This is a genomic window from Rickettsia endosymbiont of Urophora cardui, from assembly GCF_964030725.1.
GTDB lineage: Bacteria > Pseudomonadota > Alphaproteobacteria > Rickettsiales > Rickettsiaceae > Rickettsia.
Window position 1 is genome coordinate 164,773 of sequence record NZ_CAXIPY010000001.1, and the last position, 19,767, is coordinate 184,539.

Sequence of the window (19,767 nt, forward strand, 5' to 3'; positions counted from 1 at the left end):
GGTTAATATTTAACATATTAAAACAACAATTAAGGAGGTCCATATGGAGGTTACTACAATTGGTATAGATATTGCAAAAAGAATTTTTCAAATTCATGGTGTAGATAAAAATGGCAAGACAGTATTAAAGAAAAAATTGATGAGAGATCAGGTTTTGACATTTATGGCTAATTTACCACAATGTTTAGTAGGGATGGAAGCTTGTGGTGGTTCTAGTTATTGGGCAAGAGAAATAACTAAATTAGGGCATGAAGTAAAACTAATGGCACCGCAATTTGTCAAACCATATGTTAAAACTAATAAAAATGATCAAGCAGATGCTGAAGCGATATGTGAAGCCGTGACAAGACCTAATATGAGATTTGTTGCAATTAAAACTATAGAGCAACAAGAAATTTTATCAATACATAGGGTAAGAGAGAGATTGGTAAAAAATCGTACAGCACTTGCTAATGAAATTAGGGGGCTACTACATGAGTTTGGTTTTATTGTTCCTCAAGGCATTAATAAGGTTATCACAAAATTAATTGAGATTTTAGATGCAGGGAAATTAAGCCAGTTAAGTTATCAAACATTTAGTGAACTAAAAGAAGAATTCTTAGATAATAACAGAAAAATAAAAGAGATAGAAAAACGATTAACAATGATAGCAAGTAACCTAACTCAATATCAACGATTAAGAGCTATACCTGGTCTTGGTTTAATTACTGCTACTGCTTTAATAGCATCAATAGGTAATGCTACAAGTTTTGAGAATGGCAGGCAATTATCGGCATGGCTAGGATTAGTGCCAAGACAACATTCAAGTGGTGGGAAGGATAAGCTGCTGGGAATTAGCAAGCGAGGTGATGTATACAGGAGTTTCGCACTTAGCAAAGTTGCGAATCAGTTAAAAGCCATCTGATATTGTTTTGAATTGATGTTTTTATGGCTCTGTCTCATCAATTGTGTAAATTTCGTGAACCATTAAATTCTACCATCAAATTTGATCATAAAATGAGCCATAGCTTCATTCCAATTGGGGATAGGCATAGACCATTTTTTGGTAATATAATCAATTGTCAGATATAAAACCTTAAATACTGCGTCATCATTTGGAAAGATGCGTTTATTCTTAGTAACTTTTCTCAATTGGCTATTCAGCGATTCTATCGCATTTGTAGTGTAAATAATCTTACGAATCTCCTTTGGATATTGCAAGAAAATTATCAAATTATCCCAATTATTATACCAAGATTTAGCTATATGCGGATATTGCTTACTCCATTTTTGATCAAATGACTCAAGAGCTAATTCTGCTTCTTTTTCAGTAGCAGAAGTATAGATTAGTTTCAAATCCGCTGCTAATTGCTTTCTATCTTTATATGATACATATTTGAGGCTATTCCTGATCTGATGGACAATACAAATTTGATGTTCAGTTTTCGGATATACTGATGCAATAGCATCAGACATACCAGTTAGATTATCACTACAAGCAATTAAGATATCTTTTACTCCTCGATTCTTCATTTCAGTAAAATTACCGAGCCAAAATTTAGCTCCTTCATTCTCACTTATCCATAAGCCTAAAATATCCTTTCTGCCAGATAAATCTATTCCTAAAGCTACATATACTGATTTATTAATAATAAGTTTATCTTGTCTTACTTTCACTACTAAACAGTCAAAATATACTATAGGGTATACTGATTCAAGAGGTCTACTCTGCCAAATCTTGACCTCATCTATTACTTCATCTGTAATCCTGCTGATTAGGCTCTCACTGATCTCAGCTCCATATAATTCTTGCAATTGTGTTTTAATATCAGACACACTCATACCCTTCGCATATAAGGATATTATCTTTTGGTCTAAGCCATCTATTCTTGTTTGTTTCTTTGAGACTATTATAGGTTCAAATTTACCTTGTCTGTCTCTTGGAACATTTAGCTCTATAGTACCATTCTCACTAATCAGATTCTTACTAAAACTACCATTCCTCGCATTCTCAGTTTCAGCTCTATCATACTTGCTATAACCTAAATGTTCTGACATCTCAGCATGCAGTGCTCGCTCTAAAATACCCTTGGTTAATTCCTTAATTAATCCATTCTGACTTAGTACTGTTTTTAAATCTACTCCACCTTCTATCAGCAAATCTATTGCTTCATTTATTTTTTTATTCTTCTCTATTTGCATTTCTGTTACCTATATTTTTAATTACTTCTAATATAGGCTCAACAAAAATTTACACAATCATTGCAAAAGACTCGTTTTTATAACTTCCCAAGTTTGTTGATATAAAGTAATGTTTTCATTTATCCTCCTTTTATTCATATCAAGCCAGGCAAATACTGCAAGGCAAATATGATTTCTTTGAGCTCGGCCCGTGCGTGCCTGACAGCGTTCAATACCACAAGTTTGTTTTAATTCTCGATGATAAACCTCTATAGACCAACGTGCCTTAACAATTTTCTCTATTTGCTCACGTGTGGGATTTTCCAAGTTCGTTGTTATGTAATCAATGCGACCATTCTTTGCCACAAACTTAAATACCGTAACCCAACCGTATCCACGTAGGTGAATTTTTAGCCCCTCATCGGGTATCTCTAAACTTTCCAAGCTAACATTATGATTAACTTTTCTATTTTTCCTTAGGGTGGTAACCCATAGCCAGCCTAAATTACGTATATGTTTTAAATCCTCCAACCCGCTATACCAAGCATCCATGACTATGGCATCAGGATTGAGACCTCTTTCTTTAGCTAAAGTAAGCATATCACAAAAATGCTCATTCTTTGTTTTACCATCAGTGTCTTTATCATATATTCTATAATCTACGGGAGTAGATTGAGCAATTTTAGTATTGTAATGTAGTAAGTTTACCATTCCTATACCAGGTATAACATCATGTACAGCTCCAGAATATTGATAACGTACAAGCTCAATCTTCTGACTGTATTGCTTTGATAATAAGGTGTCATCCCCCACTAATAAACACGGTGCTTCCCAATCTATATATTTTGACACTTCCTTATAGATTTCGCTAGGACGAAAATCCTTACTCTTTAACCATCGACTTGCACTATCGTGAGATAGATCTACTGGACTCACTTCAGATAATGCCTTGCTAGTATATCTGACACTACTTGCTTGTAAAAATGATTTATATAAGTCCTTGCTACATTTTGTTCTTGTTATTTTTATCTAAAACTATTTTTCTCTAGATTAACATACTTTTTGCTAAGTGCGAAACTCCTGGTATACTTACGCACTTTATTAATTCAAGGGGCTAGAGCTGTACTAAATGCCAAGATAAGATTTACATCGGAAGAACAGAAATCTAAAAAAGATTTTAGCCAATTTACGAAATGGATGTTTAATTTATCTGAGCGAAGTAGCCATAATAAAACGACAGTTGCCATAGCTAATAAGTTGGCAAGAGTGGTGTTTGCTGTACTAAGATCAGGAGATGATTATGTAGAGAGTAAAGTTTGTAGCTAAAGAGTGTGTAGCATAGCACTTATAAGTAAAATAAATGGTGATTTATATAATGAATAGGTAAAAGCAAAACAATATGTAAGAGATTCCAACCCGAAATATGCTTGAGATAATTAATATTGATGGTAAATAAGACAAACCTTAGCTTACAAAAAAACTGCGTTTTTCAGTGGCTCTTTTAGAAGCCGATGGACTGATAAGTATATAGTTTGTAAGCCAGCGAATTCCATCAGGGCTGTAGAATAAATTAGGTTGATTTATCAGCTATAAGCCGGATACATGACTGCATTTGTTTGTTTTTATTATTGATGTTATTTTTTTCTTGCATTCTACAGGAGGTCCATACATGAAAAAATTGGACAAAAAAATGAAGGAGTGTGTTTCCGCAATAAGTTAGAATAAATAGCAATAAACTTAAGAGGAAAGATGAAGAAAAATAAAGTAAAAATTTTCAGTGCTTCAGAAAAAACGGGGATAGTGGTAAATTCCAGTATGAGTCTTTTGCAATGATTGTGTAAATTTTTGTTGAGCCTATATTAGAAGTAATTAAAAATATAGGTAACAGAAATGCAAATAGAGAAGAATAAAAAAATAAATGAAGCAATAGATTTGCTGATAGAAGGCGGAGTAGATTTAAAAACAGTACTAAGTCAGAATGGATTAATTAAGGAATTAACCAAGGGTATTTTAGAGCGAGCACTGCATGCTGAGATGTCAGAACATTTAGGTTATAGCAAGTATGATAGAGCTGAAACTGAGAATGCGAGGAATGGTAGTTTTAGTAAGAATCTGATTAGTGAGAATGGTACTATAGAGATAAATGTTCCAAGAGACAGACAAGGTAAATTTGAACCTATAATAGTCTCAAAGAAACAAACAAGAATAGATGGCTTAGACCAAAAGATAATATCCTTATATGCGAAGGGTATGAGTGTGTCTGATATTAAAACACAATTGCAAGAATTATATGGAGCTGAGATCAGTGAGAGCCTAATCAGCAGGATTACAGATGAAGTAATAGATGAGGTCAAGATTTGGCAGAGTAGACCTCTTGAATCAGTATACCCTATAGTATATTTTGACTGTTTAGTAGTGAAAGTAAGACAAGATAAACTTATTATTAATAAATCAGTATATGTAGCTTTAGGAATAGATTTATCTGGCAGAAAGGATATTTTAGGCTTATGGATAAGTGAGAATGAAGGAGCTAAATTTTGGCTTGGTAATTTTACTGAAATGAAGAATCGAGGAGTAAAAGATATCTTAATTGCTTGTAGTGATAATCTAACTGGTATGTCTGATGCTATTGCATCAGTATATCCGAAAACTGAACATCAAATTTGTATTGTCCATCAGATCAGGAATAGCCTCAAATATGTATCATATAAAGATAGAAAGCAATTAGCAGCGGATTTGAAACTAATCTATACTTCTGCTACTGAAAAAGAAGCAGAATTAGCTCTTGAGTCATTTGATCAAAAATGGAGTAAGCAATATCCGCATATAGCTAAATCTTGGTATAATAATTGGGATAATTTGATAATTTTCTTGCAATATCCAAAGGAGATTCGTAAGATTATTTACACTACAAATGCGATAGAATCGCTGAATAGCCAATTGAGAAAAGTTACTAAGAATAAACGCATCTTTCCAAATGATGACGCAGTATTTAAAGTTTTATATCTGACAATTGATTATATTACCAAAAAATGGTCTATGCCTATCCCCAATTGGAATGAAGCTATGGCTCATTTTATGATCAAATTTGATGGTAGAATTTAATGGTTCACGAAATTTACACAATTGATGAGACAGAGCCTCCAGTATTAATTAAGCCAGATTTATATTTTCTTCCCATACCTCATTGGGTGTTTTATAACCGAGCACTTTTCTTGGTAAATTATTTAAAAAATCCTCAATTTCTTGTAATTGCTTTATTGTTAATTTTTTTATATCTAAAGATTTAGAGTATACTCTGTGCACCATTGAGTTAATCTTCTCTATCAATGGTTTTTGCCATGGAGAATAAGGATTGCAAAAATATACTTTTCGTTCAGATTTTGGCAATAGTTGTTCATGATTGGTAAATTCTTTGCCATTATCTAACGTTATGCTTTTGATTATATGCGACAATTGTTTAAGTTTTTTATTCATGTTACCAATCACATCTTGTGTTCTTTTTGAACGGTTTAAAGTGAGACAGGAGTTTCGCACTTAGCAAAATTGTGTATTAGTTAGAAGCCATTTAATGTTGTTCTGAATTGATGTTTTTATAACTTCCCAAGTTTGTTGATATAAAGTAATGTTTTCATTTATCCTCCTTTTGTTCATATCAAGCCAGGCCAATACAGCAAGGCAAATATGATTTCTTTGAGCTCGACCCGTGCGTGCCTGACAGCATTCAATACCACAAGTTTGTTTCAATTCTCGATGATAAACTTCTATAGACCAACGCGCCTTAACAATTTTCTCTATTTGCTCACGTGTAGGATTCTCTAAATTAGTTGTTATGTAATCAATGCGACCATTTTTTGCCACAAACTTAAATACCGTAACCCAACCGTATCCACGTAGGTGAATTTTTAGCCCTTCATCGGGAATCTCTAAAGTTTCCAAGCTAACATTACGATTAACTTTTCTATTTTTTCTTAGGTTGGTAACCCATATCCAACCTAAATTACGTATATGTTTTAAATTATCCAAACCACTATACCAAGCATCCATAACTATAGCATCAGGCTTGATACCTCTTTCTTTAGCTAAAGTAAGCATATCACAAAAATGCTTGTTCTTTGTTTTACCATCAGTTTCTTTATCATATATTCTATAATCTACAGGAGTAGATTGATCAATTTGAGTATTGTAATGCAGTAAGTTTACCATTCCTATACCAGGTATAACATCATGTACAGCCCCAGAATATTGATAATTTACAAGCTCGATCCTCTTACTGTATTGCTTTGACAATAAGGTGTCATCTCCCACTAATAAACAAGGATCTTCCAGATCAATATATTTTGACACTTTGCTATAGATTTCGCTAGGGCGAAAATCCTTACTCTTTAACCATCGACTTGCACTATCGTGCGATAGATCTAATGGACTTACTTCAGATAATGCTTTGCTAGTATATCTTACACTACTTGCTTGTAAGAATGATTTATATAAATCTTTGCTACATTTTGATCTTGTCATTTTTATCTAAAACTATTTTTCTCTAGATTAGCATATTATTTGCTAAGTGCGAAACTCCTGTGAGAAACACTTTTTGTGTTCTGATATCCACAAGAGCGCCTATATTACGACTTTGATTACCTTTGTTAAAAGTTAAATCACCTTCTAAATGACCTATTGCTGCTATCTTTCTATTTATCTCTGGTCTTTCAGTAATGGAAACTCGATTTGGTATTGTAATTCTTTTGTTTCTGATTCTTGTACCATGATGCAACCTATTTTTCCTTTTTCTTGCTAAAGATAAATATAATTTTTGCCTTTGTGCTATAGGAGATGTATAAATAAACTGGTATATACTCTCTGTAGAAATATTGACAGTATCTCGTGATAGTTTACGTCTACCTGAAATTATATCTGGTGAAATACCCTGTGTTAACTGCTTTATTATTTCTGCTCGTAAATTATTATCAATATCTAATTTTCTTTTTCTCTTACCTTGCCTTAAACTGCAAGCAAGTGTGTTAGCCCTATCTGGTCTATAATTATGCCTCATTCTCTTGAGTTCATAACATATAGTGCTTTTATCACGGCCAATCTTTGTCCCTATATATCGCGAGCTATAACCACTCTTATTCATTTCGTATATTTTAAATCTTTCATCTATCGTTAAATGAGCCATGATATATCTATATTTAAATGATGCTCCTCGCAGCAGAGCTACGAGGTATCTAAAAAAGTTTTAGTTGTTTCTTATGATATCACGAAGCAGAGCTTCGGGGAATTAAACCCTGAGAGATTAAAAATTGATTATATCTGGCTTAATTAATTATAGAACTTTCCGATAAAGGGTTTAAAGGAGATTAATGTTGAGTTATGAGAGATTAATCCACTGCTCGCTAATTTTACAAAAATCATCGACAAAACAAAATAATGCAGTAATATCTTTCTTCATGGGGATACTCTTGTTTTTTTGCTAAAAATTATATAGAGTATCTTCTATCCCTTGTAAATACTTACTTCCAAACCTAGATTAATCCAGAATTCAGGTTGAGAGATTAATTAATCTCTCAGGGTTTAATTCCCCGAAGCTCTGCTTCGTGATATCATAAGAAACAACTAAAACTTTTTTAGATACCTCGTAGCTCTGCTGCGAGGAGCATCATTTAAGGCAAGTATTGCTCTTGAGACCAATGATGGATTAATTGGCAAATTCGGCGTTGCAATTGGCATGCAAAATAATACTCATATAGCAGAGCGTTTAAAAGCTATTACTTCTGATACTTTAAGCTTTTTAAGAGCTGATCAACAAGATTTAAATGAATGGATGCAACAAGCCATGCTTTTAAATGCTAATAGAGAAGCACTTGATGATTGGCGTGAAAAACTATCTATGAATAGGCTATATCCAGAATTAATTAGCATGCATGCTACAAGAGGAATGTTCCAGCAATCTTTTTCCTATTTAGTGGGCGGTAAGATGGCAGAGGATTTCTTAAGCATAATGCAATCGGTCGCATTTTCGCTAATAATTAGCTGTATGGTAGTGGTGCTGCCACTAACTTGCCTTGTTGGAGGTTTTAAGTTCTTTCAGTTTTGGTGTAACTTTACAATATGGGTCTCATCATGGCCAATATTCTACTCGTTAGTGCATTGTTTAGGTATGTTATCATTATCTGGCAAGGTAAGTATATTTGGTGGTAATGGCATGAGCATCCTATCACAAGGCTCATATTCAGAATATGCATTAAATACTTACGCGACGTATCAGATGCTTGGATGTTTAGTACCTCCTTTATCTTGGGCTTTATTTAAAGCATGTTCACACGGTATGTCTATTCTTGCAGGTCAGTTCTCGCCGCTTTCTGTTGCAAGTAGCGTTGCTGCTGGAATTGCTGATAATAACTTAAGTATGGATAATGTAAGTATCGGTAATAGAACTATATCGCAGCAGAATCTAGCACCATCTTTAATGATGGGTGATGGTATTATTGATGATGGTGGTATGAGAGTAACTACATCTGATGATGGCAGACAGTTTATTACTGAAAGCGTTGATACATTAAGCACAAACTTTAGAGCTTCAGACTTATTGCAGAGTAGTTTGTCGGATCAATATGCAGCTACTAGTAGCAGGCTAAACTCGCTATCTTCTAAAGACTCGATGCTACGTACTCTGTCAGGTCAACAAGCGTTAGAGCTTGCAAGCCGCTTGGCTTTGTTGCATAAATAAAATTTGTAGAGCAAGAGTGGTGATAATCTGGTAAGATGTCCTGAATTAAAAAATAATCCAGATTATATGAGATCTCGGAAGAAAGCCCCTTTTAGTAAATCACGCAAGTATTCTAAATATAAAATAACGAATTGGTCAGAATATAATAATTTTTTACGCAATAGGGGTCGCATAGATTTTATGATTGCCAGTGATTTGGCGATTGGCTGGTATGCTGATTACAGAGAGGAAATGAAACGAGGAAGACCTAGACGCTATAGTGATCACGCTATATTACAGTGTTTGAAGATCAGATGCTTATTCGGTCTTAAGTTACGCCAAACCCAAGGCTTTATAAACTGGCTCTTTGAAATATCGGGTTTATCTATTAGATGTCCAGACTATACAACATTAAGTAAGCGTATGAAGTCATTAGATCTTAGGTATTTACATGGAAATCAAGATAAAGAATTTAGTTGTATTTCAATGGATAGTACAGGGATACAAGCCTACACAGGGAACGAATGGCTAGAAAATAAGCATGGTAAGCAATATAAGCGTCGCATATGGAAAAAGCTACATATCGTTATAGAAGATCAAGGTATGATACTTGCCGATAGTACCACAGAGCATACTATAGATGATAGATCACAGATTGGACTACTAATAGCTAATGTCAGAGCCAAGGATTTTCTGGGAGATCGAGGGTATGACGGTGAATCTACATATCAATTGTTGAGAAAGAAGAAGATAAAACCAGTTATTAGACCCCCAAACTCTTCAGTAAAAGTTCAATCGCTTAGGGATAAAACTGAGAGAGATGCAGCTGTTATATATCAACAAAACAAAGGATACCAAGCATGGAGGGTAAAGAATAATTATGGTAGAAGGGAGCGTGTAGAGAACACGTTCTTTCGATTTAAAACTTCTTTTGGTAGTAAGTTTCTATCAAGACATGATCAAAATATGACAAAAGAAATGTCTATTAAATGCCACTTATTAAACAAAATGTTTGAAATTGGTAAACCTATCTCTGTGCCTGTTGGCTAGGCTAGCATTGCGGGGTTAGGGGCAGTATATTCAAAAGCTTATTTATGCAACAAAGCCATTGATCATTATCTGAATAAATATAATTATCACAGATTTCATTCAAGTATTGGTTATAAAAAGCCTATGAATGTATATCTGAATTATATGCAAAATTATCAGCAAATTGCTGCCTGATAATCGAAAAATTAGGAAAACATACTACTCATTTTTTTGTCTTGATTTTTCATGTATGGACCTCCTGTAGAATGCAAGAAAAAAATAACATCAATAATAAAAACAAACAAATGCAGTCATGTATCCGGCTTATAGCTGATAAATCAACCTAATTTATTCTACAGCCCTGATGGAATTCGCTGGCTTACAAACTATATATTTATCAGTCCATCGGCTTCTAAAAGAGCCACTGAAAAACGCAGTTTTTTTGTAAGCTAAGGTTTGTCTTATTTACCATCAATATTAATTATCTCAAGCATATTTCGGGTTGGAATCTCTTACATATTGTTTTGCTTTTACCTATTCATTATATAAATCACCATTTATTTTACTTATAAGTGCTATGCTACACACTCTTTAGCTACAAACTTTACTCTCTACATAATCATCTCCTGATCTTAGTACAGCAAACACCACTCTTGCCAACTTATTAGCTATGGCAACTGTCGTTTTATTATGGCTACTTCGCTCAGATAAATTAAACATCCATTTCGTAAATTGGCTAAAATCTTTTTTAGATTTCTGTTCTTCCGATGTAAATCTTATCTTGGCATTTAGTACAGCTCTAGCCCCTTGAATTAATAAAGTGCGTAAGTATACATCACCTCGCTTGCTAATTCCCAGCAGCTTATCCTTCCCACCACTTGAATGTTGTCTTGGCACTAATCCTAGCCATGCCGATAATTGCCTGCCATTCTCAAAACTTGTAGCATTACCTATTGATGCTATTAAAGCAGTAGCAGTAATTAAACCAAGACCAGGTATAGCTCTTAATCGTTGATATTGAGTTAGGTTACTTGCTATCATTGTTAATCTCTCAGGGTTTAATTCCCCGAAGCTCTGCTTCGTGATATCATAAGAAACAACTAAAACTTTTTTAGATACCTCGTAGTTCTGCTGCGAGGAGCATCATTCGTTTTTCTATCTCTTTTATTTTTCTGTTATTATCTAAGAATTCTTCTTTTAGTTCACTAAATGTTTGATAACTTAACTGGCTTAATTTCCCTGCATCTAAAATCTCAATTAATTTTGTGATAACCTTATTAATGCCTTGAGGAACAATAAAACCAAACTCATGTAGTAGCCCCCTAATTTCATTAGCAAGTGCTGTACGATTTTTTACCAATCTCTCTCTTACCCTATGTATTGATAAAATTTCTTGTTGCTCTATAGTTTTAATTGCAACAAATCTCATATTAGGTCTTGTCACGGCTTCACATATCGCTTCAGCATCTGCTTGATCATTTTTATTAGTTTTAACATATGGTTTGACAAATTGCGGTGCCATTAGTTTTACTTCATGCCCTAATTTAGTTATTTCTCTTGCCCAATAACTAGAACCACCACAAGCTTCCATCCCTACTAAACATTGTGGTAAATTAGCCATAAATGTCAAAACCTGATCTCTCATCAATTTTTTCTTTAATACTGTCTTGCCATTTTTATCTACACCATGAATTTGAAAAATTCTTTTTGCAATATCTATACCAATTGTAGTAACCTCCATATGGACCTCCTTAATTGTTGTTTTAATATGTTAAATATTAACCCTAGAAGATTAGCAACTGCTTTTCATTCTCTATATCAGGAGGTCCATACCATTAGTCCACTATCGGTCAAGATTTGGCAGAGTAGACCTCTTGAATCAGTAACCCTATAGTATATTTTGACTGTTTAGTAGTGAAAGTAAGACAAGATAAACTTATTATTAATAAATCAGTATATGTAGCTTTAGGAATAGATTTATCTGGCAGAAAGGATATTTTAGGCTTATGGATAAGTGAGAATGAAGGAGCTAAATTTTGGCTTGGTAATTTTACTGAGATGAAAAATAGAGGAGTAAAAGATATCTTAATTGCTTGTAGTGATAATCTAACTGGTATGTCTGATGCTATTGCATCAGTATACCCGAAAACTGAACATCAAATTTGTATTGTCCATCAGATCAGGAATAGCCTCAAATATGTATCATATAAAGATAGAAAGCAATTAGCAGCGGATTTGAAACTAATCTATACTTCTGCTACTGAAAAAGAAGCAGAATTAGCTCTTGAGTCATTTGATCAAAAATGGAGTAAGCAATATCCGCATATAGCTAAATCTTGGTATAATAATTGGGATAATTTGATAATTTTCTTGCAATATCCAAAGGAGATTCGTAAGATTATTTACACTACAAATGCGATAGAATCGCTGAATAGCCAATTGAGAAAAGTTACTAAGAATAAACGCATCTTTCCAAATGATGACGCAGTATTTAAGGTTTTATATCTGACAATTGATTATATTACCAAAAAATGGTCTATGCCTATCCCCAATTGGAATGAAGCTATGGCTCATTTTATGATCAAATTTGATGGTAGGATTTAATCTCTCAGGGTTTAATTCCCCGAAGCTCTGCTTCGTGATATCATAAGAAACAACTAAAACTTTTTTAGATACCTCGTAGCTCTGCTGCGAGGAGCATCATTGGCTCACGAAATTTACACAATTGATGAAACAGAGCCGCTTTTCTATTAATTCCTTTACCAACGGTGACTTATGAATACTCACATTATCCATTATTACACATTGTCCAGGTTTTAGTGATGGGCATAATAGCTCACCTACCCACTGATTAAATAATTGCTTATCAATATAACCGGAATGCTCTAACGGAGCAATTAATTCTTTGGTGCCCTTATGATAACCAGCAACTATATTTACTCGCTCAGTAGCAAAACCTGCTTGCTTCTGAGTAAGCTCTTGTTCCTCTTTCTGACCATCCGTACAACATGGTTATATTATTACTTACCCCCATTTCGTCACAATACACAAGTTTATCAGATGCTATTTGATTAATATATTCCACAAATTGTTTTCTAGCTTCTTCATCCCTGCCTTTGTATTTTGGCTCTTTTTTTATATGTAATTTTCATTCTATGAAGCGTGTCATAAAATGTGCTCATTGGCAGCTCGGGCGCTACTGCATCTCTTATATCTATAGCTCGGCTATCAGGATTATTTGCTAAAAATTCAATTATATTCTCCTTATTAGTAAACCTAGCATCACGTCCACTTTGCAGATGTTGTCTTGAGCTGTAGTCTCCATTTTCTTTATAACGTCTAATCCAATTTGATATCGTATGACGCTCTATACCTAATAAGTCTGATATTGCTTTTATTCTATATTTAGAGGTTTTGTGAAGACTGATTACCCTATCTCTTAAATCCTGACTGTATGCTTTCATCTCTACCGTAGTTAAAATCATTATCTTACATTATTCTAAGGAATAATTCTAGTCGTGTTAGCTATAGTAATAGAAAGGTTTTTTAGAACTTTAAAATATAATTGTATCTTTATTAATGATTTTAACAATGTTAAAGAGTTAAAAGAGGGGATTGATCATTATCTGAATAAATATAATTATCACAGATTTCATTCAAGTATTGGTTATAAAAAGCCTATGAATGTATATCTGAATTATATGCAAAATTATCAGCAAATTGCTGCCTGATAATCGAAAAATTAGGAAAACATACTACTCATTTTTTTGTCTTGATTTTTCATGTATGGACCTCCTGTAGAATGCAAGAAAAAAATAACATCAATAATAAAAACAAACAAATGCAGTCATGTATCCGGCTTATAGCTGATAAATCAACCTAATTTATTCTACAGCCCTGATGGAATTCGCTGGCTTACAAACTATATACTTATCAGTCCATCGGCTTCTAAAAGAGCCACTGAAAAACGCAGTTTTTTTGTAAGCTAAGGTTTGTCTTATTTACCATCAATATTAATTATCTCAAGCATATTTCGGGTTGGAATCTCTTACATATTGTTTTGCTTTTACCTATTCATTATATAAATCACCATTTATTTTACTTATAAGTGCTATGCTACACACTCTTTAGCTACAAACTTTACTCTCTACATAATCATCTCCTGATCTTAGTACAGCAAACACCACTCTTGCCAACTTATTAGCTATGGCAACTGTCGTTTTATTATGGCTACTTCGCTCAGATAAATTAAACATCCATTTCGTAAATTGGCTAAAATCTTTTTTAGATTTCTGTTCTTCCGATGTAAATCTTATCTTGGCATTTAGTACAGCTCTAGCCCCTTGAATTAATAAAGTGCGTAAGTATACATCACCTCGCTTGCTAATTCCCAGCAGCTTATCCTTCCCACCACTTGAATGTTGTCTTGGCACTAATCCTAGCCATGCCGATAATTGCCTGCCATTCTCAAAACTTGTAGCATTACCTATTGATGCTATTAAAGCAGTAGCAGTAATTAAACCAAGACCAGGTATAGCTCTTAATCGTTGATATTGAGTTAGGTTACTTGCTATCATTGTTAATCGTTTTTCTATCTCTTTTATTTTTCTGTTATTATCTAAGAATTCTTCTTTTAGTTCACTAAATGTTTGATAACTTAACTGGCTTAATTTCCCTGCATCTAAAATCTCAATTAATTTTGTGATAACCTTATTAATGCCTTGAGGAACAATAAAACCAAACTCATGTAGTAGCCCCCTAATTTCATTAGCAAGTGCTGTACGATTTTTTACCAATCTCTCTCTTACCCTATGTATTGATAAAATTTCTTGTTGCTCTATAGTTTTAATTGCAACAAATCTCATATTAGGTCTTGTCACGGCTTCACATATCGCTTCAGCATCTGCTTGATCATTTTTATTAGTTTTAACATATGGTTTGACAAATTGCGGTGCCATTAGTTTTACTTCATGCCCTAATTTAGTTATTTCTCTTGCCCAATAACTAGAACCACCACAAGCTTCCATCCCTACTAAACATTGTGGTAAATTAGCCATAAATGTCAAAACCTGATCTCTCATCAATTTTTTCTTTAATACTGTCTTGCCATTTTTATCTACACCATGAATTTGAAAAATTCTTTTTGCAATATCTATACCAATTGTAGTAACCTCCATATGGACCTCCTTAATTGTTGTTTTAATATGTTAAATATTAACCCTAGAAGATTAGCAACTGCTTTTCATTCTCTATATCAGGAGGTCCATACCATTAGTCCACTATCATTATCTTTAGATTTAGCATCCTTTGCTACTAACTTCACTAAGGTCGAAGTAAGAGATTAGGAATAACAACTCTAAGAATGATTATATGATCACCAATGAACAGCTAATTAATATTGGATCAGAGAAATTAGCAGAAATTATTTTCAGGAGTTTCGCACTTAGCAAATAATATGCTAATCTAGAGAAAAATAGTTTTAGATAAAAATGACAAGATCAAAATGTAGCAAAGATTTATATAAATCATTCTTACAAGCAAGTAGTGTAAGATATACTAGCAAAGCATTATCTGAAGTAAGTCCATTAGATCTATCGCACGATAGTGCAAGTCGATGGTTAAAGAGTAAGGATTTTCGCCCTAGCGAAATCTATAGCAAAGTGTCAAAATATATTGATCTGGAAGATCCTTGTTTATTAGTGGGAGATGACACCTTATTGTCAAAGCAATACAGTAAGAGGATCGAGCTTGTAAATTATCAATATTCTGGGGCTGTACATGATGTTATACCTGGTATAGGAATGGTAAACTTACTGCATTACAATACTCAAATTGATCAATCTACTCCTGTAGATTATAGAATATATGATAAAGAAACTGATGGTAAAACAAAGAACGAGCATTTTTGTGATATGCTTACTTTAGCTAAAGAAAGAGGTATCAAGCCTGATGCTATAGTTATGGATGCTTGGTATAGTGGTTTGGATAATTTAAAACATATACGTAATTTAGGTTGGATATGGGTTACCAACCTAAGAAAAAATAGAAAAGTTAATCGTAATGTTAGCTTGGAAACTTTAGAGATTCCCGATGAAGGGCTAAAAATTCACCTACGTGGATACGGTTGGGTTACGGTATTTAAGTTTGTGGCAAAAAATGGTCGCATTGATTACATAACAACTAATTTAGAGAATCCTACACGTGAGCAAATAGAGAAAATTGTTAAGGCGCGTTGGTCTATAGAAGTTTATCATCGAGAATTGAAACAAACTTGTGGTATTGAATGCTGTCAGGCACGCACGGGTCGAGCTCAAAGAAATCATATTTGCCTTGCTGTATTGGCCTGGCTTGATATGAACAAAAGGAGGATAAATGAAAACATTACTTTATATCAACAAACTTGGGAAGTTATAAAAACATCAATTCAGAACAACATTAAATGGCTTCTAACTAATACACAATTTTGCTAAGTGCGAAACTCCTGATTTTATCTCTTTATAACAGTAATATCAGAATACAAAAACAATTAGATGTGATATTAGCAAGTCTTGATGAAGATCCCAAGAAGATTGTTTCGATGATTAAAGCCGAGATATCATCTTTGAAAAAATCCAGTAGATTCATTGATTATTACGAATCTGGTGATTTTGCTACCACGATTGATCAATTACGTATACATATTACTAGGGATTTATTACCAAGATTTCCAAATCATGCTGTTGATTTATTAACGGCTTTCTTAGATTTACATCCCAAGACTTTGAATAGAGTGGATGATAGTAATGGAGTAATCGGGGATGTTTTTATTAAGGCTTGTGCTGATTTAGCAAATGCCTATGCAGCAGTAACTACTTCTTTAGAAGATATGATAGAGCTAGTATTTAATCGTTTTATGAATAACGGTTATGCTGTTTATGATGATATAATCTTTAATGTCCCCCTACGGGGATAAAAAATCCCTCGCCTTCAGGCGAAGGGAAGATATAATGAAGTTGCTTTAGCAACGAATTGATAAAAAGATATGAGAAGTTATAGAAAAAATAGTCATAGCCAGTATGATTTAAAAGTACATATTATATGGATACCAAAGTATAGAAAAAGAGCATTGGTAGGAAAAGTAACTGAGAGAGTCAGGGATTTATTAAGGCAAATTTGCATGGAACATGAAGCATATATAATTTCAGGTAAAGTATCTTGTGATCATGTTCATATATTTATTTCATACCGTCCTCAAGTGGCTTTAAGTAAGCTTGTACAATATCTAAAAGGGAGTAGCTCAAGAATATTATTGCAAGAATTTGCTCATTTAAGGAAACAATTTTGGGGTAATCATTTTTGGGCTAGAGGATATATGGCGGTGAGTTCAGGTAATATTACTGACGAAATGATACAGCAGTATATTGATGAACAAGAAGGTGAGCCAGTAAATGATGATCGATTTCTAATCGATTCCACTTTATAACCCCTCAGCTTATAGCTGAGGGTTGTTTAGTTTTAAGACTATATTAGGTGATGAAGGCTTAAAGTTGCTAGAGCAGAAGCTAAAGCACGCTTATAACTCAAAAAATACTATGAGAATAAGCATTGGCTTAAAACAGATAGCTGATTGTCAAGATGATGTTGATGCCTATATAGCTGCCTGTTCATTTAATGCAAAACCCTCTGCTCATGAACATTTAGAAATTGCTGAACGTTTTATCAAGTACTGGAAAGGGCAGGAGGCAATAAAATGGCTAGATTCCATAGATTTACCTCATACACATTCGTGGCAGCACAAAAGAAAAGCTTTAAAAATAGAGGCTTTGGAATTATGTGGCAAATATCAAGAAGCACAAACAGAAAGACTGCATTGGTTTGAAGAAACTTTAAGTCCTAGAGTATATAAAGAAATCGTAAAATATGCAGAGGTGGATTTTATTGGATCATTTCATAAGATTGCTATCCAAAAGGCACTAGAGTTCCATGATCCTTATACAGCTATTACATTCTTGGTAGCTATTCAAGAATTTGAGCCTCTAGCAATATTAGTACATTCAAAGAGTAGTGATTTGGACGGTAGTAATTACAATATTTTGCGTCCTGCAGCAGATGTGCTGCATAAAATAGATCCGCTTGCTGCTACTTTATTATACCGCAAGATGATACAACCTATTTTAGCAAACACTAAATCTAAATATTATAATTATGCAGCTAAAGATTTAGTAACGTGCGGAATCTTAAGTAATCAAATTACTGATTGGAAGCAATATCAGAATCATGAGATTTATTTTTTAGAATTATCAATGCAACATAAACGCAAAACCAGTTTTTGGGCAGGATACCAAGCTGCTATAGCTAAACAAAAGCAAAAAGAAGCAAAAATACTAAGAGATAAATCTTGATGACAATATATAACGGACTGAAATGTGTCATTGCTAAACTAAAAGGGACCAGTAAATTACGTCACAAAGGGACCACTATGCAACGACAGTTTTCTTTGCCGAGGGGTGACAGTTTTTGTTTTCAATTATAAATATTATAACTCATATAAAAGGAAGTAGTGATTGACATAAAAAAATAGACCACGGAAAGTTCTATAATTAATTAAGCCAGATATAATCAATTTTTAATCTCTCAGGGTTTAATTCCCCGAAGCTCTGCTTCGTGATATCATAAGAAACAACTAAAACTTTTTTAGATACCTCGTAGCTCTGCTGCGAGGAGCATCATTTAAATATAGATATATCATGGCTCATTTAACGATAGATGAAAGATTTAAAATATACGAAATGAATAAGAGTGGTTATAGCTCGCGATATATAGGGACAAAGATTGGCCGTGATAAAAGCACTATATGTTATGAACTCAAGAGAATGAGGCATAATTATAGACCAGATAGGGCTAACACACTTGCTTGCAGTTTAAGGCAAGGTAAGAGAAAAAGAAAATTAGATATTGATAATAATTTACGAGCAGAAATAATAAAGCAGTTAACACAGGGTATTTCACCAGATATAATTTCAGGTAGACGTAAACTATCACGAGATACTGTCAATATTTCTACAGAGAGTATATACCAGTTTATTTATACATCTCCTATAGCACAAAGGCAAAAATTATATTTATCTTTAGCAAGAAAAAGGAAAAATAGGTTGCATCATGGTACAAGAATCAGAAACAAAAGAATTACAATACCAAATCGAGTTTCCATTACTGAAAGACCAGAGATAAATAGAAAGATAGCAGCAATAGGTCATTTAGAAGGTGATTTAACTTTTAACAAAGGTAATCAAAGTCGTAATATAGGCGCTCTTGTGGATATCAGAACACAAAAAGTGTTTCTCACTTTAAACCGTTCAAAAAGAACACAAGATGTGATTGGTAACATGAATAAAAAACTTAAACAATTGTCGCATATAATCAAAAGCATAACGTTAGATAATGGCAAAGAATTTACCAATCATGAACAACTATTGCCAAAATCTGAACGAAAAGTATATTTTTGCAATCCTTATTCTCCATGGCAAAAACCATTGATAGAGAAGATTAACTCAATGGTGCACAGAGTATACTCTAAATCTTTAGATATAAAAAAATTAACAATAAAGCAATTACAAGAAATTGAGGATTTTTTAAATAATTTACCAAGAAAAGTGCTCGGTTATAAAAAACCCAATGAGGTATGGGAAGAAAATATAAATCTGGCTTAATTAATACTGGAATTTACCCTCTACAAATCTTATTTATGCAACAAAGCCCTGCTGCGTAATGCGTAAGGTGAGTAATTTATCACTTTTTTAATTATAGCATAAGTTTTGGTTTGTTGGATACCTGATTTTGTTAATTATTACTTGCTTTGCATTACAAATTTTTATTTAATTATTGTAATATAT

Annotated in this window: 15 protein-coding genes and 6 pseudogenes; 12 read left to right on the top strand and 9 right to left on the bottom strand. The window is 33.4% G+C overall.

Annotation, left to right across the window (positions count from 1 at the left end; translation table 11 throughout):
• Window positions 1–43: 43 nt before the first annotated feature.
• A pseudogene (locus AAHI98_RS00920) lies at window positions 44–856 on the top strand (IS110 family RNA-guided transposase); the annotation flags it as partial.
• Between the two features lie 110 nt (window positions 857–966).
• Here AAHI98_RS00920 and AAHI98_RS00925 read toward each other — a convergent pair.
• Both AAHI98_RS00925 and AAHI98_RS00930 read right to left on the bottom strand, forming a co-directional pair.
• Window positions 967–2,181, bottom strand: a complete 1,215-nt coding sequence (locus tag AAHI98_RS00925; protein WP_342224662.1) for an IS256 family transposase — start codon at window positions 2,179–2,181, stop codon at window positions 967–969.
• Window positions 2,182–2,238: 57 nt separating this feature from the next.
• A complete protein-coding gene (locus AAHI98_RS00930; protein ID WP_458693688.1) occupies window positions 2,239–3,183 on the bottom strand; it encodes an IS701 family transposase in 945 nt (314 codons plus the stop codon).
• Window positions 3,184–3,222: 39 nt separating this feature from the next.
• On the opposite strand from AAHI98_RS00930, the gene AAHI98_RS00935 reads away from it, so the two are divergent.
• Both AAHI98_RS00935 and AAHI98_RS00940 read left to right on the top strand, forming a co-directional pair.
• On the top strand, window positions 3,223–3,486 hold the full coding sequence (locus AAHI98_RS00935; protein WP_342224758.1) for a hypothetical protein: 264 nt from the start codon (window positions 3,223–3,225) through the stop codon (window positions 3,484–3,486).
• Between the two features lie 564 nt (window positions 3,487–4,050).
• Window positions 4,051–5,265, top strand: coding sequence for an IS256 family transposase (locus AAHI98_RS00940; protein ID WP_342224684.1), 1,215 nt, complete (start codon window positions 4,051–4,053; stop codon window positions 5,263–5,265).
• A gap of 48 nt (window positions 5,266–5,313) precedes the next feature.
• Here AAHI98_RS00940 and AAHI98_RS00945 read toward each other — a convergent pair.
• From AAHI98_RS00945 to AAHI98_RS00955, 3 genes and pseudogenes are all read right to left on the bottom strand, one after another.
• Window positions 5,314–5,682: pseudogene (locus AAHI98_RS00945) on the bottom strand (IS30 family transposase); the annotation flags it as partial.
• A 15-nt stretch (window positions 5,683–5,697) separates the two neighbouring features.
• The gene (locus AAHI98_RS00950) at window positions 5,698–6,678 is read right to left on the bottom strand and encodes an IS701 family transposase (protein ID WP_342224760.1); all 981 of its coding nucleotides are present in this window, start codon (window positions 6,676–6,678) and stop codon (window positions 5,698–5,700) included.
• Window positions 6,679–6,736: 58 nt separating this feature from the next.
• Window positions 6,737–7,336, bottom strand: a pseudogene (locus AAHI98_RS00955) (IS30 family transposase); the annotation flags it as partial.
• Window positions 7,337–7,885: 549 nt separating this feature from the next.
• On the opposite strand from AAHI98_RS00955, the gene AAHI98_RS00960 reads away from it, so the two are divergent.
• Together AAHI98_RS00960 and AAHI98_RS00965 are read left to right on the top strand one after the other, a co-directional pair.
• Window positions 7,886–8,887 carry a conjugal transfer protein TraG N-terminal domain-containing protein gene (locus tag AAHI98_RS00960; RefSeq protein WP_342224762.1) on the top strand — a complete coding sequence of 334 codons (1,002 nt, stop codon included), beginning with the start codon at window positions 7,886–7,888 and terminating at the stop codon, window positions 8,885–8,887.
• Between the two features lie 66 nt (window positions 8,888–8,953).
• Complete coding sequence (locus tag AAHI98_RS00965) at window positions 8,954–9,916, top strand: IS5 family transposase (protein ID WP_342224734.1); 963 nt, start codon at window positions 8,954–8,956, stop codon at window positions 9,914–9,916.
• A 570-nt stretch (window positions 9,917–10,486) separates the two neighbouring features.
• Here the strand turns inward: AAHI98_RS00965 and AAHI98_RS00970 are convergent.
• Window positions 10,487–11,636, bottom strand: a pseudogene (locus AAHI98_RS00970) (IS110 family RNA-guided transposase).
• A 108-nt stretch (window positions 11,637–11,744) separates the two neighbouring features.
• Here AAHI98_RS00970 and AAHI98_RS00975 point away from each other — a divergent pair.
• Window positions 11,745–12,499: pseudogene (locus AAHI98_RS00975) on the top strand (IS256 family transposase); the annotation flags it as partial.
• A 96-nt stretch (window positions 12,500–12,595) separates the two neighbouring features.
• Here AAHI98_RS00975 and AAHI98_RS18035 read toward each other — a convergent pair.
• Together AAHI98_RS18035 and AAHI98_RS00980 are read right to left on the bottom strand one after the other, a co-directional pair.
• Window positions 12,596–12,880: pseudogene (locus tag AAHI98_RS18035) on the bottom strand (transposase); the annotation flags it as partial.
• 119 nt (window positions 12,881–12,999) lie between these two features.
• On the bottom strand, window positions 13,000–13,380 hold the full coding sequence (locus AAHI98_RS00980; protein WP_342224696.1) for an IS630 transposase-related protein: 381 nt from the start codon (window positions 13,378–13,380) through the stop codon (window positions 13,000–13,002).
• A 33-nt stretch (window positions 13,381–13,413) separates the two neighbouring features.
• Between AAHI98_RS00980 and AAHI98_RS18040 the strand changes: the two genes are divergently transcribed.
• A complete protein-coding gene (locus AAHI98_RS18040) occupies window positions 13,414–13,626 on the top strand; it encodes an integrase core domain-containing protein (protein ID WP_410526182.1) in 213 nt (70 codons plus the stop codon).
• A gap of 396 nt (window positions 13,627–14,022) precedes the next feature.
• On the opposite strand, the gene AAHI98_RS00985 is transcribed toward AAHI98_RS18040, so the two are convergent.
• Entirely contained in the window at window positions 14,023–15,072 is a 1,050-nt protein-coding gene (locus AAHI98_RS00985) for an IS110 family RNA-guided transposase (RefSeq protein WP_342224642.1), read from the bottom strand.
• Between the two features lie 312 nt (window positions 15,073–15,384).
• Here AAHI98_RS00985 and AAHI98_RS00990 point away from each other — a divergent pair, with 312 nt between their 5' ends.
• The 5 genes from AAHI98_RS00990 (at window position 15,385) to AAHI98_RS01010 (ending at window position 19,584) form a co-directional block, all read left to right on the top strand.
• Window positions 15,385–16,365, top strand: a complete 981-nt coding sequence (locus tag AAHI98_RS00990) for an IS701 family transposase (RefSeq protein ID WP_342224656.1) — start codon at window positions 15,385–15,387, stop codon at window positions 16,363–16,365.
• Window positions 16,359–16,847, top strand: a complete 489-nt coding sequence (locus AAHI98_RS00995) for a DUF6880 family protein (RefSeq protein WP_342224763.1) — start codon at window positions 16,359–16,361, stop codon at window positions 16,845–16,847. The genes AAHI98_RS00990 and AAHI98_RS00995 overlap by 7 nt, the downstream gene beginning before the upstream one ends.
• A gap of 69 nt (window positions 16,848–16,916) precedes the next feature.
• Window positions 16,917–17,357 (top strand): IS200/IS605 family transposase, encoded by a 441-nt coding sequence (gene tnpA, locus AAHI98_RS01000; RefSeq protein ID WP_342224764.1) that lies wholly within the window; start codon window positions 16,917–16,919, stop codon window positions 17,355–17,357.
• 22 nt (window positions 17,358–17,379) lie between these two features.
• Window positions 17,380–18,276, top strand: a complete 897-nt coding sequence (locus tag AAHI98_RS01005) for a DUF6880 family protein (RefSeq protein WP_342224765.1) — start codon at window positions 17,380–17,382, stop codon at window positions 18,274–18,276.
• 345 nt (window positions 18,277–18,621) lie between these two features.
• The gene (locus AAHI98_RS01010) at window positions 18,622–19,584 is read left to right on the top strand and encodes an IS30 family transposase (protein ID WP_342224766.1); all 963 of its coding nucleotides are present in this window, start codon (window positions 18,622–18,624) and stop codon (window positions 19,582–19,584) included.
• Window positions 19,585–19,767: the final 183 nt, after the last annotated feature.

Coding starts and splice junctions, on each gene's coding strand:
- AAHI98_RS00980 (WP_342224696.1), bottom strand. CDS start 13,380: ATGATTTTAACTACGGTAGAGATGAAAGCATACAGTCAGGATTTAAGA.
- AAHI98_RS00925 (WP_342224662.1), bottom strand. CDS start 2,181: ATGCAAATAGAGAAGAATAAAAAAATAAATGAAGCAATAGATTTGCTG.
- AAHI98_RS00990 (WP_342224656.1), top strand. CDS start 15,385: ATGACAAGATCAAAATGTAGCAAAGATTTATATAAATCATTCTTACAA.
- AAHI98_RS00940 (WP_342224684.1), top strand. CDS start 4,051: ATGCAAATAGAGAAGAATAAAAAAATAAATGAAGCAATAGATTTGCTG.
- AAHI98_RS01010 (WP_342224766.1), top strand. CDS start 18,622: ATGGCTCATTTAACGATAGATGAAAGATTTAAAATATACGAAATGAAT.
- AAHI98_RS00960 (WP_342224762.1), top strand. CDS start 7,886: ATGCAAAATAATACTCATATAGCAGAGCGTTTAAAAGCTATTACTTCT.
- AAHI98_RS00950 (WP_342224760.1), bottom strand. CDS start 6,678: ATGACAAGATCAAAATGTAGCAAAGATTTATATAAATCATTCTTACAA.
- tnpA (WP_342224764.1), top strand. CDS start 16,917: ATGAGAAGTTATAGAAAAAATAGTCATAGCCAGTATGATTTAAAAGTA.
- AAHI98_RS00985 (WP_342224642.1), bottom strand. CDS start 15,072: ATGGAGGTTACTACAATTGGTATAGATATTGCAAAAAGAATTTTTCAA.
- AAHI98_RS00965 (WP_342224734.1), top strand. CDS start 8,954: ATGAGATCTCGGAAGAAAGCCCCTTTTAGTAAATCACGCAAGTATTCT.